Source organism: Elusimicrobiota bacterium, assembly GCA_026388095.1.
Classification (GTDB): domain Bacteria; phylum Elusimicrobiota; class Elusimicrobia; order UBA1565; family UBA9628; genus UBA9628.
The window spans coordinates 1-17116 of sequence record JAPLKL010000039.1; the positions used below are offsets into that span (position 1 = coordinate 1).

Genomic DNA, 17116 nt, shown 5'->3' on the forward strand with positions numbered 1-17116 from the left:
ATCCCGGTGCGTCTTCTCGTCCTGCGCCAAGAGCCCGACGAAGTCGGCGTGGTCGAGCTCGGCGTGCTTGGGGTCGCCGATGCGCTCGGCAAAGCCCCTGGCCATGCCGATGAGCCTCAGCGCGTTGAGCGTTTCGACGGTCTGTTCATGAAGCATCTCTCCTCCTGTCAGTGGTAGTACTCCCCGCCACGGATGTTCTGATGGTAGGCAGGATAAACGGGATTCCATGCAACAGAATGGGCCTTATCGTAAGCGATCATCCAATCCAGGCCCCCTCGGTGGCCTGGATTCGGTTATAATACAAAAACGCCGCCGGAGTGAGCGTCAGGATCGGGTGGGATTCGTCAGGCTGGCAGCGTCGAGGCAGAGCCGTGGCTACGCGGAGTGGAAATCATCCGCCGGAGGAACATCGACTGCTTCGCATAAATCGGTCCGCGGATCGAGTTGGCACTCCTCCCCCGGCGGCCCGCACATCGCCTCGACGAGTTTGGTCCGAGCGGGCACCGTCTTCGGAAAATCCGTCGGAAGGCCAAGATGCTCCAACAGCCGGACCAACTCCCGGTCGTTCATGATGATTGCTACCGGGACCAAGGTCGCGGCGCAACGCGGGCAGACCAGCGGGTCGACCTCAAATACGCGGTTCATGCAAGACGCCCAAGACCGCGCGCTTCGGCTCACAGCTTCCTTGACCCCTTCCACCTTTTTGCGCAAGCGCGCCTTGGCCGTGCCTCGGCTCGCCTCAGCCACCAGCAAGGCCCGCAGCGCCGAGTTCGGCCCCAAAGCTCCGTAGTAGCGCAGCAGGTTCTTGCGCGGCGGCGGGATCAGCAGGCCCCAGCGCCTGAGAAACTCCATCGGCTCGAAGCGCAAAGCCAGGGCCTGCCCGCTCTTGGGCTCGGCCCGGTAGACGACCAGGTTCTTCTTGCGCAGGTACGACAGCCGCATGATCGAAAGTCCCGGCTTGGCGCAGTAGTACAGCAACCGCTCCAGCCCCTCCCGGTCCCCGGCCGGCACGAACACCTTGGCGTGCAGGGAGAAGCCCGAATTCCGCCAGGCCAGCATCTCCTGGGCCAGGTCCGCTGGAATCGCGCCCAACTTGCGCAAGCGCCTGAGGATCTTGCGGCGCAAAGACTCGGTCACAAGCTCGATGTCCCGCTGCGACGGCGCGGCCGCCGCGTGGAACTTGAGCCTCGGGCCCAACGGCCCAAGCTCAGAGCTGAAGCGCCCCTGGGAAACCACCGCGTGTATGTGGGGATGAAGATTCAAGGACCGGCCGGCCCGCTGAACGAAGTGCAGCTGGGCCGCGGCCGAGCCCGCGGACCTCTTGCGCAGGGAAAGCTCTATCTCGCGGGCCAGGATGCGGCTTATCTCCCCCGGCAGGGCCCCGTTCTGGTTGACGTACCAGCGCAACCGTTTTGGGATGGTCAGGACATATTGCCGGTAGCCCACCTGCGGCAGCAGCCGATCCGAGGCGTCGGCCATTATTATCGCCGCGCGCTTCGCCCCACAATGCGGGCAAAAACCCCGGAGCTTGCATGAGAATGCGACAAAAAGATCCTGACCGCAGTTCGGGCACCGCAAGCGCATCACCCCATAGCGAACGAGGCCGCACTCGATATACTTTTGCAAGTGCTGGAGCACTCCCAGAGGCGGTCGGGACCGCTGGTCCTGCTTTCTTCCCTGACTCATGATATACGAGCGAGGGCCTGATTTGTTCCCTGCATCGCTGGCCCAGTTGCGCTGGGACCAAGGGACCGGTGGGGCCGACCAGATCACGCGGCCCGCCAACCATGACGGCAGTCATCTCCCGGACGCCGGGATTGTGGTATGCTAGAATTCTTATAGGCATGAGAGACTTCACCCGGAAGGATTTCCTCAACCTGTTCCTGGGCGGCGGAGCGCTGGGATTGGTGGCATCCACCGTCTATCCGGTCCTGCGCTACCTCCTGCCGCCGGAACAGGTGGAGGCCGAGCCCGACGCCTTGAAGGTCGGCGCGGTCAAGGACTTCGCCGTGGGCACGAGCAAGATCGTGAAGTTCGGCCCGAAACCGATCATCGTCATCCGCGACGTCAAGGGCAACTTCCACGCCCTGACCGCGACCTGCACCCATCTCGACTGCATCGTGCAGTACAGCAAGGACGCCGACTTGGTCTGGTGCGCCTGCCATGGCGGGAAATACGACCTGAGCGGCAAGAACATCTCCGGCCCCCCGCCCCGGCCCCTCACCCAATTAGACGTGCGGGTCGCGGGCGGAGATGTGACCGTGGTGAAGACGGCATGAACGAGCTTGGGACCGCGCTGCTGGACTGGTTAGACGAGCGGCTGGACATCCGCCGCGGCATAGAGTGGGCCACACACAAGCAGGTGCCCATCCACCGCTGGAGCGTGTTCTACTATGCCGGCGGGGTGTGCCTCTTCCTCTTCCTCCTTCAGTTGGCCTCAGGCATCCTTCTGCTCATGTACTATCGCGTGGGCGCGGATTCCTCCTATGAGAGCGTCCGCTACATCTCCTCCAAGGTCGCCTTCGGCTGGCTGATCCGCTCCATCCACAGCTGGGGCGCCAACATCATGATCTTCTGCGTCTTCGTCCACATGTTCAGCGTGTTCCTCATGAAGGCCTTCCGCAAGCCCCGGGAGCTGACCTGGGTGACCGGCTGCGTCCTGCTGGGGCTCTGCATGGCCTTCGGCTTCAGCGGCTACCTGCTGCCCTGGAACGAGCTCGCCTACTTCGCGACCAACGTGGGGACCGACATCATCGGTCAAGTCCCCGTGGCGGGCCACTGGCTGCTCAAGCTCGTGCGCGGGGGCAACGACGTCACGGGCGCGACCCTGTCCCGGTTCTTCGGCCTGCACGTGGCCATACTGCCCGCCCTGCTCTCCCTGACCATCGGGGCCCACCTGACCTTCGTGCAGGTCCAGGGCATGGCCCATGCCGATGAGAGCCCCAAGACCATGCCTTTCTTCCCGAACTTCTTCCTGCGCGACGTCATGCTCTGGCTGGTGGTGCTCAACGCGGTGGCGGTCCTGGCGGTGTTCTTCCCCTGGGAGCTGGGCAAGAAGGCGGAGGCCCTGGCCTCCGCGCCGGCCGGGATCAAGCCCGAATGGTATTTCCTCTCCCAGTACCAGTTCCTCAAGCTCCTGCCCGGCAAGGTCCTCTTCATCCCCGGCGAGCTGCTGGGCATCATCGCGCTCAACGCGGCGGGCCTGTTCTGGCTGCTCACGCCTTTCTGGGACGCGGTCGTGCCGCAGGAGAAGAAGGAGGCCGCGGTGCGCCTGGTCGGCTGGGGCGGTCTGGCCGCGCTCCTCGCCATGACCATCTGGGGGCGGTTCTCATGAAACGGCTTCTGATGGCCCTGCTCATCGCCTGGCCGGCGGCCGCCTTCGCGCAGAGCCAATGCGTGAAGTGCCACGCGGCTTCGGATGACGCCAAGCAGAAGGCCATCGTCAAGTCCTTCGCCAGCGACATCCATCGCGAGAAAGGCCTCTCCTGCCATTCCTGCCACGGCGGCGACCCGGCGAAGTCCGACATGGGGGAGGCCATGAACCCGGAGGCGGGCTTCACGGGCGTGCCGTCCCGGGCGGACATCCCGAAGTTCTGCGGCAAGTGCCACTCCCAGCCGTCCTTCATGAAGAAGTACAACCCGTCCTTGCCAGTTGACCAGGAGCTCAAGTACTCCACCAGCGTGCACGGCCAGAAGCGCAAAGCGGGCGACGACAAGGTCGCGGTCTGCTCGGACTGTCACACCGCGCACGCCATCCGGCCTGCCAAGGACCCCGTCTCCTCGGTCTACGCCAAGAACATCCCGCAGACCTGCGGCCGCTGCCATGCGGACGCCAAGCTCATGGCGCCCTACAAGATCCCCACGGACCAGCTGGCCAAGTACACCCGCAGCGTGCATGGAAAGGCCTTGCTGGAGAAGGGCGACTCCGCGGCCCCGGTCTGCAACACCTGCCACGGCAACCACGGGGCCGTGCCTCCGGGCGTGGCCGACATCAGCCAAGTCTGCGGCATGTGCCACGTGAACAACGCCGAGTTCTTCAAGTCCAGCCCCATGGCCGAGCCTTGGGCGAAGCGCAAGTTCCACCTCTGCGCCACCTGCCACACCGCGCACGACATCCAGCATCCGACCACGCAGCTGCTCTCCTCGGAGAACGGAGTCTGCCTCAAGTGCCACCGGCCCGAGTCCAAGCAGCTGCAGGTCGCGACGGGGATTAAATCCGAGCTCGAGCTCGTCGAGAGCAGCTACGCCGGCGCCGAGAAAGCCATCCTCGCGGCCGAGGAGAAGGGCATGGACATGGCGGAGGCCCGGGACCTCTGGGGCGCGGCGCGCATGTCCATGTACCAGGCCAGGACCACGGTGCACACCTTCCGGGCCCAAGACGTGGCGAAGATCGCCGACCAGGGCATCGCCAGCGCGCGCAAGGCCGCGCAGGCAGCCCTCGACGCGGTGACGGATTTCCGCAACCGCCGCGTCGGCCTCGGAGTCGCCACCCTGTTCATCTCCCTGCTGGTGCTGGCCCTCTACCTGAAGATGCGGGACATCGAATCAGGCTCCTAGAGCTTCGGCGCCTCGCCGCTCACTCCCGGCGGTATTGCGTGTAGCTGTAGCGGGCGTCCGGATCGAAGGCAGAATCGTCCACGGGCCGGTCCGGACTGAAAGTGATGACGCTCAGGTCCTCGCTGAGATGGACCCACGCCGGCTGGGAACACTCGCGCGCCTTGTCGCACGCGGTCCACGCGATGTCCTTGAAGTCCGGGCCGCCGGGCCGGCCGAGAAGCTCCACGGACTTCTGGAACGTGCGGATGCTGAGCAATTGCACGGTGCCCTCGGCGGGGAACCGGAACTCGTGCGTGTCCAGCATGTCGAACTTATGCCAGCGGCCGCTCTCGTACTCCTCCCGGTCGCACTCCATGCGCTCACGCTTGCTCAAGGCCTGGATGGGAGTGTAGCGGCCGCACTGATAGGTCGCCACGTATCTGCCCCCGGCCAGCTTCTTGAACCGCTCCAGGACCTGCGCCCACTGGGGCGCGCGGCCCGATTCCTGCCCGCGGGGAGGGCGCGGCGCGGCCGCCTTCTCCGCCCTGTACTTGAGAGCGCCGATGCGCCGGCGCACCTCATTGGCATCGCGGGCCTGCGGAGCGGCGACGAGGTATAGCCCGAGGCTGGCGGCCGCGTCCAGGTCCTGGCCGGCCTTCTCCTGCGCGTCCGCGAGGCTAAGGTAATCGTTCGAAACCCAAGGGGCGAGTAAGAGGGCCTGCGCAAGGGAGTTCACTGCGTCAAGGTAGTCCTGCGGGGTCTTGGCGTCCTTAAAAGCGGCGGCAGCTCGGCCCTCCAGCTCATAAACTTCGCCCGGAACCGGGGGCGCAGGAGTCGTCGCGAGCGCCTGCTTGATGATCCTTTCACGCAGATCCTTGTCCCGCGGGTTCTTCCGCAGCTCGGAAAGATCCTGGGCGAGGCTCTCGGCCGGGGTCGACGGCGGGGCCGCGGCCAAAGCGCCCGGGCCGACGGCCGCGAGCCAAGCCAGCGACGCCAGGATGGCGCCTCGGACCATGGCTACCGTTGCATCGGCCATATCGGACGTTATCTCCGTGTCCATACTGATTCATAGATGATACACAAAATTATATAGTCTGATTTCACCGAACCGCTGACTGCCGGGCACTAGACATTGTACGAGCATGATTTTATTGGTAACATTGTGGGTCTTGTAGACCACAATCTGGAGTGGCAAAGGCTGGTTATCTCGAGGAATCGACCACATGAAGATTAGAACTGACTGGATGAAGGCGACGGCCCGCACTTGCTCCGCGCTCGCGCTGTTGGCAGTCTGCTGGGTCATGCCGCCAGCGCTGCACAAAGCGCTCCATTACTGCCCGTTGCGGCCGGACGGCGTCGGACAGGCTCACGCCCTGCCGGCCTTCTCACGCAAGTACAAGCTGTCCTGCTCGCAGTGCCATTCCGGGTTCCCCGCCCTCAACGCGTACGGCCGGCAGTTTAAGATGAACGGCTACGTGCGCGAGCCGGGCGGCAGCGAAGGGGTGCTCAAGAGCCAGGACCAGGAGCTCACCATCGAGGCGATCTTCCCGTGGGCGCTCATCGTGCGCTCGCGGCCCTTCGACAACGGCACGGGCACGATATCCAACCAGGGCGCGCAGATGGGAGGCACGGCGAGCCCGAACAGCAACGGCTTCAAGTCCCAGCCTCTCAACGACGTGGACTTCTTCGTCGCCGGCGGCGATGCGGCCCGGCACATCTCCTTTTTCGGAGAGATGGACGCCAACGCCAACTCGGCAACGAGCTTCCAGCCTGCGCTGGGCGACCTCCGTCTGGGCTATCACCCGCTGCCCTTCCTCAACGTGGTCGCCGCGCGGCGAGGCTTCTTCGGCGACGATCCGTACCAGACCATCGTCTCCAACGAGACGCCCACGATCGCCAACCGCGCCACCGACCTGCTGATGAATAATCAAAGCTCCATCTCGGGCAATTCCCTGCTGATGACGCAGCAGGCGATGTACGCCTACGGCCAGGCCAATCTCAGCGGAGACGCTTTCCTTTATTATGCCGCGGGCGCGTCCAAGGACTCCGACGGCGGCAATCAGTACACCTCGCCGACGAACGGCAACGCGCGTCTGGCCTTCGACAACGGCAAGGGCCTCATGGTCGGGACGTTCGGCACTTACGGGCACGAACGGGTCGCGACCGCCGGCGGCATCGGCGGCAACCTGGGCGTCGATAATGGGACCGGCGAGCGGCAGCTCTTCCAGCGCGGCGGCTTCGACGCGCTCTGGGAAATCGGCAATCTGACCGCGCGCGCCGCCTTCGTCTACAGCCACGACCGCGGGGGCGACCCCGCCTCGGGCCTCGACATCAGCGACACGAATCGCGCCGCCTACGCGGAGCTCGCCTACTACTACAAACGGGGGCACATGTATCCCTTCCTGGCGCCGTTGGTGCGCGAGAACTGGTACACGACGTTCAACGGGACTCGGCAGTTCAACTACGTCACCATGCAGCTCGCGCACTACTTCGCGCCGAACCTGAAGGCCTTCATCGAGTATTCCGTCGACACGAAGCGCGACTACCAGGGCGGCCAACTGAACAACGCGGTGCCGCCGACAAGCCTGGCCTCCCTCGGCGACCGCGTCACGATGCAGCTCGAAGTCGGATTCTAAGCAGGAGGGATCATGAAACGCTCTCGGGTTTTGACGGCTCTGGTCGTGCTGGCCTTGTGGACCCCGGCGGCCATAGCCGACGACGCTCCCTCTGCCAAGCCGGACGATGCGGGACCCGCGGCGTCCACTCAGGAGCAGTTGGACAAGATGGACCAGGGGGCGGACTCCATCGATGTGTCGCAGTATCCCAAGGAGCAGCAGGACAACTACCTGGTCTTCGCGACGAAGTGCTCCAAATGCCATACTTTGGCCAGGCCCATCAATTCGCCCTACGCCCTGCCTAAGCAATGGCAGACCTACGTGACGAAGATGAGCCACAAGCCGCGCGCGGGGATCGACCAGGACAGCGCCAAAGCCATCATAGACTTCCTGACCTACGATTCCTCGGTGCGCAAGAAGGACCGCATCGAGGCGATGCTCAAGGAAAAGGCTGCCGCGAAGAAGGACGAGACGGGCGACAAGCCGGCTAAAAACGACGCGAATCCGGACGGGAAGACCGACGCTCCCAAGACCGACAAGCAGCCGTAGGCGCCCCGGCCTGCCCGGAGCCCTCATCATCCTCGCCTGCCTGCTCGCGCCGGCAGGCGCGGCCAGCGGGGCCGGCCAGCCGGCCGCCTTCCAGCGTCACGCGGCGCTCTTCCTGATGAAATGCGCCAAATGCCACACGATCGGCGGCGGCCAGCGCGTCGGGCCCGACCTGCGCGGGGTCGCCGACCGCCACGAGGCCGATTGGATCGTCGGCTTCGTCATGAACCCCGACGGCTACCTCGAGACCGACCCCGCCGCCAAGAAGCTGCTGGCCGACAACAACGGCGTGCGCATGGAGAACACGCACCTGACGCGCGAGCAGGCCCAGGGCCTCCTCGAGTTCCTCAAGGCCGCTTCGAAGAGCCCACTAGCCTCCCCGCAGGCCGACTCGCGCCGCGCCGAAGAACCGCTTTACAGGAAGGTGCGCATGCCCGACGAGGGCCTGAGCGTCTCCGCGCCGGGCCTCGCCCTGCTGTTCCTGCTGCTGGCCGCGGTGGCCGTACTTTGGCAGTCCGGCCAACGGCGCTTCGCGGCGCTGGGTTTCGCCGCCGCCCTGGCCGCGGGGTATTGGACCCTCGGCGGGCGGCGCTATTACCATCTGCTGGGCAACCAGCAGGGCTACGAGCCCATCCAGCCCATGGCCTTCTCGCACGCCCTGCACGCCGGACGCCTCTCGATCTCATGTCTCTACTGCCACTCGGGCGCCGAGCGCAGCGACGTCGCCGGAGTGCCCGCTCTCAACGTCTGCATGAACTGCCACGTCGCCGTGCGCGCGCGCTCCGGCAGCAAGGAGCCCTCCCCCGAGATCACGCGGCTCGTCGCGGCCTGGCAGGAGCGCGGCCGGCCCGGGGCGTCCCCGCTCGAGTGGATGCGGGTGCACCACCTGCCCGACTTCGTCCATTTCAGCCACCGCGTCCATGTCGCCGACAACCTGCAGTGCCAGGAGTGCCACGGGCCCGTGCAGACGATGGAGCGCCTGCGCCAGGCCGCCTCGCTGTCGATGGGCTGGTGCATATCCTGCCACCGCCTGGAGGAAGGGACCGCGCCGGCGCACTGGAAACGCGTCGGTGGGCCGCTCGACTGCGCGGCCTGCCATTGGTGAGAGAGTGCGATGACCGATAGAGAACGTCTTGAACGCGGGAAGCAGGACCGGGCCGACGGGATCACGCGCCGGGATTTCCTGAAGATGCTGGGCGCGGGCTTCGCCGCGCTGGCCGCCGCGGGCTGCAAACTGCGCCCTCCGAAGGAGGCCATCGTCCCGTACGCCGACCAGCCCGAGGGCGCGCCGCCGGGAGTGTCGCGCTGGTACGCCTCGACCTGCGGCGGCTGCCCGTCGGCCTGCGGCGTCCTCGTCAAGAGCCGCGACGGCCGGCCGATCAAGATGGAGGGCAACCCCGACCACCCTCTCTCCCGCGGCGGCCTCTGCGCGCGCGGGCAGGCGACGGTGCTCGACCTCTACGACAGCGAGAGGCTCAGGCAGCCGCTCGCCGGCGCCTCGCCCGCCTCGTGGCCCGAGGTCGACGCGGCCGTGCGCGCCGGCCTCGCGAGCGCCCGGCGCGAGGGCCGGGAGATACGCGTCGTCTCCCATGCCGTCGTGAGCCCGTCGCTCCAGGCGGCGGTGGCGGGCTTCCTCGGGCGCTTCCCGGGCGCGCGCCATGTCGTCTACGACTCCCTGCCCGCGGCGGCGATCATCGAGGCGCACCGGCGCACGCATGGGCGCCCCGTCCTGCCGCATTATCTCTTCGGGAGCGCCCGCGCGATCGTGAGCTTCGACGCGGACTTCCTGGGCACCTGGATATCCCCGGTGGAGTTCGCGAAGGCCTGGGCGGCCAACCGCCGCCCCGAAGAGATCATGTCCTGGCACGCCCAGTTCGAAGCGCGCCTGTCGGCGACGGGCGCCAACGCGGACCTGCGCGTGCCGCTGCGCCCCTCCCAGGAGCTCGCCGCAGCCCTCGCCCTGGGCCGGCTCGTCGCCAGCGGCGTCTCTTGGCCCGGCCCTCTGCCCGCCGCGCCCGCCCCGGCGCCGGTCGCTGACGGGACGCTGCGGCAGACGGCGAAGATGCTGCTGAGCGTCCGCGGCCGAGGCCTCGTCGTCAGCGGCTCCGCCGACCCGGCAGTCCAGACCGTCGTCAATTGGATCAACGGGATGCTGGGCAATTACGGCCAGACGCTGGACATCTCGCGCCCCTCGCTGCAGCTGCAGGGAGAGGCCGGGGCCATGGACCGCCTGATCGCGGAGCTCGAGGCGGGCTCGGTCGGCGCGCTGATCGTGCTCGACGCCAACCCCGCGCAGGACCATGCGCGCGCAGGGGAATTCGCCGCGGCGATGGCGAAGGCGGGGCTGACCGCCGTGCTGTCCCAGCGCCGGGACGAGACCGCCTCGCTGGCGAAGTTCGTCTGCGTGACCCCGCACGCGCTCGAGTCCTGGGACGACGCCGAGCCCGTGGCCGGCGTCGTGAGCCTCACGCAGCCTCTGCTGTCGCCCCTCTTCGACACGCGCCCGGCCATCGAGAGCCTTCTGGCCTGGTCGGGACGACCCGGACCGGCCTTCGAGTTCATACAGGAACGCTGGCGGGCCAAGGTCTTCCCCCGTCAGAAGGACATCCGCAGCTTCACGGCCTTCTGGGACGAGGCCCTGCGCCGCGGAGCCGTGTCGATCAGCGCCGCCGCCCGGCCCGCCGCCGCTTTCGACGCCGGCTCCCTGGCTGGACTCAGACCCGCGCGCCGCGCCAAGGCGGGCGCTTTCGAGCTCGTCCCGTACGCGGGGGTCGCCCTCGGCGATGGCCGCCAAGCCAACAACCCGTGGCTCCAGGAATTGCCCGATCCCGTGACCAAGGTCTCCTGGGGCAATTGCGCCTGCCTTTCTCCAGCGGACGCCGCCCGGCTCGGCGTCGCGGAGGGCCGCATGGTCCGGCTTTCCGCCGGCGGCCGGGCGCTGGACCTGCCGGCCTACGTCCAGCGCGGCCAGGCCGACGGCGTCGTCGCGGTCGCGCTCGGCTACGGGCGCAAGGCCGCCGGCCCGGTCGCGGCCAATTTCCCCACGGTCAAGTTCCTGCCCATCGAAGAGGACCCCGCCGGGGGCGGCGACGTCTACCCCCTCTGCGCCGCGGAGACGGTCTCGGTCACGCCGCTGCCTGCCACCGTCCAGCTCGCCAAGACCCAGCTCTTCGACTCGCAGGAAGTGCCCTTCACGGGCGAAAAGCGCCGCGCCCTGCGCGAGACGACGCTTCGGGGCTATGCCAAGGAGCCTGTCGAGGCGAGCGCTTCGGAGGAGGCGGCCTCCGGGAACGGCCTCTGGCCCCGACACGACTACAAGGGCCGCAAGTGGGGCTTGGCCATCAACCTGACCGCCTGCACCGGCTGCTCGGCCTGCGTGGTGGCCTGCCAGGCCGAGAACAACATCCCGGTCGTCGGCAAGGCCGAAGTGCGCAAAAGCCGCGAGATGCACTGGCTGCGCATCGACCGGTATTTCTCCGGGGCCCCGGACGCCCCGAACCCCGGCATCGCCTTCCAGCCCATGCTCTGCCAGCACTGCGACAACGCGCCGTGCGAGACCGTCTGCCCCGTCCTGGCCACCGTCCACTCGACGGAGGGCCTCAACATGCAGGTCTACAACCGCTGCGTGGGCACGCGCTATTGCGCCAACAACTGCCCGTTCAAGGTGCGCCGTTTCAACTGGTTCGACTACCGGCACCGGGACCTGCTCCAGAACCTGGCCCTCAACCCCGACGTCACGGCGCGCACGCGCGGCGTCATGGAGAAATGCTCGCTCTGCGTCCAGCGCATCTACTCGGCCAAGTTCGAGGCCGACAGCGCGGGGCGCGCGCTCAAGGACGGCGACATCACTCCGGCCTGCGCGCAGAGCTGCCCCGCCGACGCGATCGTCTTCGGGGACCTCAACGACCCGCAGAGCCGCGTCTCGCGCCTGGCGCGGGCCAACCACAGCTACCGGGTCCTCTCGGAGCTCGGCGTCGGGCCCTCGGTCTTCTACCAGGTCAAGGTGCGCAACATGAGGGAGGCCTAGGATGGCCCACGTCCTCTCCTCTTTGCGCCGCCCCCTGATCGGGGGCGCCAAATCCTACGCGCGGGTGACCGAAGACATCTGCGCGCCGCTCGAGGGGAGGCCGACGCGCGCCTGGTACGCCGCGATCGCGGTTTCCGCGACCGCCCTGCTCATCGGCGCCGTCGCCGTCACGGACCAGATCTGGACCGGGATCGGGACCTGGGGGCTCAACAAGACGGTGGGCTGGGCTTTCGACATCACGAACTTCGTCTTCTGGGTCGGCATCGGCCACGCCGGCACCCTGATCTCGGCGGTGCTGTTCCTCTTCCGCCAGCGCTGGCGCACCTCGGTCAACCGCTCGGCCGAGGCCATGACCATATTCGCGGTCATGTGCGCCGGGACCTTCCCGCTGATCCACATGGGCCGGCCGTGGCTCGCCTATTGGGTGCTGCCCTACCCCAACCCGATGGGCCCGCTGTGGGTCAATTTCCGCTCGCCCCTGCTCTGGGACGTCTTCGCCATCAGCACCTACTTCACCGTCTCCCTGGTCTTCTGGTACATGGGCCTCCTGCCCGACCTTGCCGTCGTCGCGCGCCGCGCCGAGGGCTGGCGCAGGCGCGTCTTCGCGGGCCTGAGCCTCGGCTGGGACGGCTCCCAGAAGACCTGGCTGCATTACGAGAAGGTCTACCTTCTGCTCTCGGGCCTGGCGACGCCGCTGGTCTTCTCCGTGCACACCATCGTGAGCTTCGATTTCGCCACCTCGGTCATCCCGGGCTGGCATTCGACGATCTTTCCGCCCTATTTCGTCTGCGGCGCGATCTTCTCGGGCTTCGCGATGGTGATGACGCTGATGATCATCGCGCGCAAGGTCATGGCCTTCGAGGACTACATCACGCTGGCGCATATCGACGCGATGTGCAAGATCACCCTGCTGACCTCGCTGATCGTGGCTCTGGCCTACGGCACAGAGTTCTTCATGGCCTGGTACAGCGGCAACCCCTACGAGCGCTTCGCCTTCCTCAACCGCTTCTTCGGCCCCTACCGGCACTTCTTCATGGGCATGATGCTCTGCAACGTCGCGGTCCCGCAACTGCTGTGGTCGCGGCGCGTGCGGACCACCCCTTGGGCCGTCTTCGCGGTCTCCATCCTGATCAACGTGGGCATGTGGCTGGAGCGCTTCGTGATCATCACGGTCTCCCTGCACCGCGACTACCTGACTTCGAGCTGGACGATGTACCACCCGACCTACATCGAGGTCTGCACCCTCGTCGGCAGCTTCGGCCTTTTCCTGACCCTTTTCCTGCTGTTCTGCCGGTTCCTGCCGATGATCGCCGTCAGCGAGGTCAAGGGCGTCCTGCATTACGCCCGCGAAGGAGACGGAGGCCCCCATGGCCCATGAACTCGTCGCCGGGGTCTTTGACTCGGAGGAGAGAATCCTGGCCGCCGCGCGCGCCGCGCGGCGCGCGGGCCTGCCGATCCACGACGCCTATACCCCCTTCGCCGTCCACGGCCTCGACCGGGAGCTGGGCCTGGAGCCCTCGCATCTGGGCGTGGTCTGCTTCCGCTTCGGCGCCGCGGGCCTCATCCTGACGCTGGGCTTCCAGTATTGGGCCTCTACCTTCGATTGGCCCATGAACATCGGCGGCAAATCCCTCAACGCCTCTCCGGCCCTCATCCCCGTCGCCTTCGAGCTCACCGTCCTGTTCGCCGGGGTCGGGATGGTGCTCTGGTTCCTCGCGATGCGGGGCCTCTCACCGGTCAAGAAGCCCGCGCTCGAGGCGCTCGGAGGCGTCGACGACCGCTTCGTCCTAGCCCTGCGCCGGGAGCCCGGCGGCCCCTCGGGCGAGGCGCTCCGACGATTCCTAGAGGCGCAGGGCGCGCAGCTCGTCGTGGACGCGGAGGGCTCGTGAGGCGCTTCCTCATACCCGCGGCGCTCCTGGCGGGCGCCGTCGCCGTGCTCCTCGTCCGGCGCGACCTCAACGAGCCGCATCTGAGGCTGTTCAGCGACATGGTGAACTCGCCCGCCTATCACAGCCAGCAGCCCAACCCCGTGTTCCGGGACGGCCGGACGCTGCAGCGGCCCGTTCCCGGGACGATCGCCCGCGACTGGCATCCCCTGCACTACGGCGTCGAAGCGGCGGAGCGCGAGCGCGCGGGAGCGGAACTCAAGAACCCGTTCCTGCCGGGCTTCGAGGTCACGGCTCGCGGCAAGCAGGTCTTCGAGAACTACTGCTCTCATTGCCACGGGCTCGCGGGGCTGGGAGACGGGGAGGTCGCCAAGGCTTTCCCGCAATTCTCATTCCCGCTGGCCTCCAAGTCGACCTTCGACCTGCCCGACGGGACGCTGTTCCACATCATCACCTACGGGCGCAACCTGATGCCCTCGCACGCCTCCCAACTCGACCCGCCGGACCGCTGGAAGGCCGTCTGCTACCTGCGCGACCTCCAGCGCGAGGAGATCGCCCGGCTCGGGCCCGCAGCGGTCATCCCCGAGGACCCGCGCCGGCGCTCGCTGGTCTCGGAGCCTTACGGCAAGGAGCTCTTCGCGATGAACTGCGCCTCCTGCCACGGCGAGGAGGGGCGCCGCCCCAATCCGGGCATACCGACGCTCAACTCGCCCGCCGTGCTCGCCATCGCGGACGACGCCTACTACTGGGACATCATCAATCACGGCCGGCCGGGCACGCAGATGCCGGCCTGGAAGAACGTGCTGACCGGGACGCAGATGCGGAGCATCGTGATGCACATACGCTCATGGGCCGGCCGCGTTCCGGAGACCGCGCGCATCACCTCCGCCGAAACGGCCGTCGAGCGGGGCCGCGCGATATTCGCCAGCCACTGCATCGGCTGCCATGGTCCCGCGGGGCGGGGCGGCATCGGCAACTCGCTGAACGCCCCGTCGTTCCTGGCGCTGGCTTCGGACCTGTTCCTGCGGCAGACCATCTCTCTGGGCCGCCGGCACACGGCGATGCCGGCCTCCTTCGACCTCAAGGGCGACGATATCTCCGACCTGATCTCCCTCATCCGCTCCTGGGCGGCTCCCGCCCCGCCCTACGCCGAGGTGGCCGCGCTTCTCCCCGGCGCCTCGCCCCAGGCGGGGAAGACGCTTTTCGAGAAGAAATGCGCGGGTTGCCACGGGGCCAACGGCGAGGGGGCGATCGGCTCGCGGCTCAACTCGGAATCTTTCCTGGCCATGGCCGGCGACGAGCTCCTTTACAGGGCGATCGTCGAGGGCCGTCCCACCGAGATGCCGGCCTGGCGTTCGCTGGGCGCGCGCGAGGTCGCCGACGTCATCTCGCGCATCCGCTCCTGGCAGAAGGGGCCCTCGGTGGCCCTTTCGACGCAGACCCACCAGGGCCGCCCGGAGTTCGGAGAGGTCCTCTACAAGCAGGAATGCGTCAAATGCCACGGCCTCCAAGGCGAGGGTGACCTGGGGACCCAGATCGGCAACCCCGTCCTGCTCGGCCAGCTCAGCGACGACTTTCTCTGGCGCACGGTCGCTTACGGCAAGGGCGACACCGAGATGAAGGGCTTCCTCAAGCGCGCGCGCAACCCCCTGAGCGGCGACGATATCGACCACATCATCGCTTTCGTGCGGCGGCTGGAACGCACGCCGCCCGCCGAGCCGCTGAGGCGGCATTACTCCTGGGCCTCGGCGAAAGACGGCCGCAAGGTGTACGAGCAGAAAGGCGGCTGCATGAAATGCCACGGCGCGCAGGGGGAGGGCGGCAGCGGGCCGTCGCTGGGCAACCCGGCCTTCCTTAAGACGGTCTCGGACGGCTTCCTGGCCGGCACGGTCATCCTGGGCCGGGAGGTCACGCCGATGAAGTCGTACTATAGCGGCGAAACGCGCCTCGCGGGAGAGGACATCGAGAACGTCATCGGCTACATACGGACCTTCGAGAACGCCGCGGCGCCGGCTGTAAGGCGCGTCGAGAGCACTCCCGAGCTCGTGGCCGCGGGGCGGGTCCTCTACCGCGAGACCTGCGCGAAATGCCACGGCCTGGAGGGCAAGGGCAAGCATGAGAACAAGCCGGAGGGCTTCGCGCCGTCGCTCAACAACGAGCAGTTCCTCAAGGCCGCCGACGACAACTTCCTGCTCGCCACGATCGCGCTCGGCCGCCCCGGCACTCCGATGCGCGCCTTCGGCGACGGGATGGGGGGCAGGCCCGGGCTCTCCGCCGAGCAGATCCGCAGGATCGTGGCCTTCTTGAGGTCGTGGGAGTGGGGGACGAAACGATGACTGCCGCGGACAAGGGACTGCTCGGCGCCGGCCAGAAGGACCTCCTGCTCCGGATCGCCGCGGCGGGGCTGTTGGCGCTGGCCGGGGGCTGCTATTTCGTGCCCGCGCGCGCCTTGGGCTGCCTGCTGGTCGCGAATTTCTTCTTCATTTCCTTAAGCCTCGGGGCCTTGGTCTTCATCTCCGCGCAGAACCTTTCTTCCGCCGGCTGGCCCGTCGTGTTCCGGCGCGTCCCCGAGGCGATGACCGCTTATCTGCCGGCCGGCGCGGTATTGACCGCGGTCCTGCTGGCCTCGGCGCGCAGCCTCTATCCGTGGGCGGCGCCGGGCGCCGCGGCCGCGCTCGGCTCTAAAGCGGCCTACCTCGGCATCTGGAGCGCGGCGGCGAGGGCGGCCGTATATTGGGCGGCTTGGCTGTTCTTCGCGCGCCGCCTCGTTTCCCTTTCGCGAGAGCAGGACTCCGGAGGCGGGGCCGGGACGACAGTCCGCGCCAAGGCTCTTTCAGCGGGTTTTCTCCTCTGCTTCGGGGTCACCTTCACGCTCTGCTCGGTGGACTGGCTCATGTCTCTTGAGCCGAAATGGGACAGCACGATCTATCCGTGGTATATCTTCGCGGGGGCTTTCGAGGCGGCTCTGGCGGCCCTCATCGCCCTGGTCGTGGCGCTGCGGCGGCGCGGGCTGCTTGCCGAGGTCAACGAGCACCATCTGCACGACCTGGGCAAGTACCTCTTCGCTTTCAGCGCTTTCTGGGCCTACCTATGGTTCTCGCAGTTCCTGCTGATCTGGTACTCGAACCTGCCCGAGGAGACGACGTTCTTCGCGCTCCGCCTCACCGGCGCATGGGGCAGGCTTTTCTGGCTCATGCCGGTCGTCAATTTCGCCGTCCCCTTCGCGCTGCTCCTCCCGGCGGCGCGGAAAAAGCGCGACGGGCTCCTGCTCTGGGCGGCGGGCCTGCTTCTGGCGGGGCATTGGCTGGACCTGTACATCCTCGTGATGCCGCCCGTGCTCGGCCCGAGGCCCGCCTTCGGGTTTCTGGAACTCGTGGTCTTCGCGGGCCTGGCCGCGGCGTTCCTGCTGCTCTTCGACCGGGCCTTCCGCGAGGCCGGAGCGATGCCGGCCAGCGACCCTTACCTCGAAGAAAGCATCCATTTCGAGGGCGCCTAAGACTGGTCAG

Annotated in this window: 13 protein-coding genes; 11 read left to right on the forward strand and 2 right to left on the reverse strand. The window is 67.4% G+C overall.

Annotated features, from left to right (window positions below):
• Positions 1-375: 375 nt before the first annotated feature.
• Positions 376-1686, reverse strand: a complete 1311-nt coding sequence (locus tag NTY77_08490) for a transposase (protein ID MCX5795514.1) — start codon at positions 1684-1686, stop codon at positions 376-378.
• 158 nt (positions 1687-1844) lie between these two features.
• On the opposite strand from NTY77_08490, the gene NTY77_08495 reads away from it, so the two are divergent.
• Genes NTY77_08495 through NTY77_08505 form a run of 3 tightly spaced genes read left to right on the forward strand, consistent with a single transcriptional unit; the run spans position 1845 to position 4557 of the window.
• The gene (locus tag NTY77_08495; protein ID MCX5795515.1) at positions 1845-2279 is read left to right on the forward strand and encodes a Rieske (2Fe-2S) protein; all 435 of its coding nucleotides are present in this window, start codon (positions 1845-1847) and stop codon (positions 2277-2279) included.
• On the forward strand, positions 2276-3334 hold the full coding sequence (locus NTY77_08500) for a cytochrome bc complex cytochrome b subunit (protein MCX5795516.1): 1059 nt from the start codon (positions 2276-2278) through the stop codon (positions 3332-3334). The genes NTY77_08495 and NTY77_08500 overlap by 4 nt, the downstream gene beginning before the upstream one ends.
• On the forward strand, positions 3331-4557 hold the full coding sequence (locus NTY77_08505; GenBank protein MCX5795517.1) for a cytochrome c3 family protein: 1227 nt from the start codon (positions 3331-3333) through the stop codon (positions 4555-4557). Before NTY77_08500 ends, NTY77_08505 begins: the two co-directional genes overlap by 4 nt.
• A gap of 19 nt (positions 4558-4576) precedes the next feature.
• Here NTY77_08505 and NTY77_08510 read toward each other — a convergent pair whose 3' ends face one another.
• A complete protein-coding gene (locus tag NTY77_08510; protein ID MCX5795518.1) occupies positions 4577-5572 on the reverse strand; it encodes a hypothetical protein in 996 nt (331 codons plus the stop codon).
• A gap of 187 nt (positions 5573-5759) precedes the next feature.
• Here NTY77_08510 and NTY77_08515 point away from each other — a divergent pair, with 187 nt between their 5' ends.
• The 8 genes from NTY77_08515 to NTY77_08550 all read left to right on the forward strand — a co-directional run bounded on the left by NTY77_08515 (position 5760) and on the right by NTY77_08550 (position 17106).
• Positions 5760-7172, forward strand: coding sequence for a hypothetical protein (locus NTY77_08515; GenBank protein ID MCX5795519.1), 1413 nt, complete (start codon positions 5760-5762; stop codon positions 7170-7172).
• A gap of 12 nt (positions 7173-7184) precedes the next feature.
• On the forward strand, positions 7185-7700 hold the full coding sequence (locus NTY77_08520) for a hypothetical protein (GenBank protein ID MCX5795520.1): 516 nt from the start codon (positions 7185-7187) through the stop codon (positions 7698-7700).
• A gap of 115 nt (positions 7701-7815) precedes the next feature.
• The gene (locus NTY77_08525) at positions 7816-8802 is read left to right on the forward strand and encodes a c-type cytochrome (protein ID MCX5795521.1); all 987 of its coding nucleotides are present in this window, start codon (positions 7816-7818) and stop codon (positions 8800-8802) included.
• Positions 8803-8811: 9 nt separating this feature from the next.
• On the forward strand, positions 8812-11724 hold the full coding sequence (locus NTY77_08530; protein ID MCX5795522.1) for a 4Fe-4S dicluster domain-containing protein: 2913 nt from the start codon (positions 8812-8814) through the stop codon (positions 11722-11724).
• 1 nt (position 11725) lies between these two features.
• Positions 11726-13102: a polysulfide reductase NrfD gene (gene nrfD, locus NTY77_08535; GenBank protein MCX5795523.1), complete on the forward strand. Its 1377-nt coding sequence runs from the start codon at positions 11726-11728 to the stop codon at positions 13100-13102.
• Positions 13092-13613 (forward strand): DUF3341 domain-containing protein, encoded by a 522-nt coding sequence (locus tag NTY77_08540; protein ID MCX5795524.1) that lies wholly within the window; start codon positions 13092-13094, stop codon positions 13611-13613. Before nrfD ends, NTY77_08540 begins: the two co-directional genes overlap by 11 nt.
• Positions 13610-15946 (forward strand): c-type cytochrome, encoded by a 2337-nt coding sequence (locus NTY77_08545; GenBank protein MCX5795525.1) that lies wholly within the window; start codon positions 13610-13612, stop codon positions 15944-15946. Before NTY77_08540 ends, NTY77_08545 begins: the two co-directional genes overlap by 4 nt.
• Positions 15943-17106 (forward strand): hypothetical protein, encoded by a 1164-nt coding sequence (locus tag NTY77_08550; GenBank protein MCX5795526.1) that lies wholly within the window; start codon positions 15943-15945, stop codon positions 17104-17106. Before NTY77_08545 ends, NTY77_08550 begins: the two co-directional genes overlap by 4 nt.
• The last annotated feature ends 10 nt before the right edge of the window (positions 17107-17116 follow it).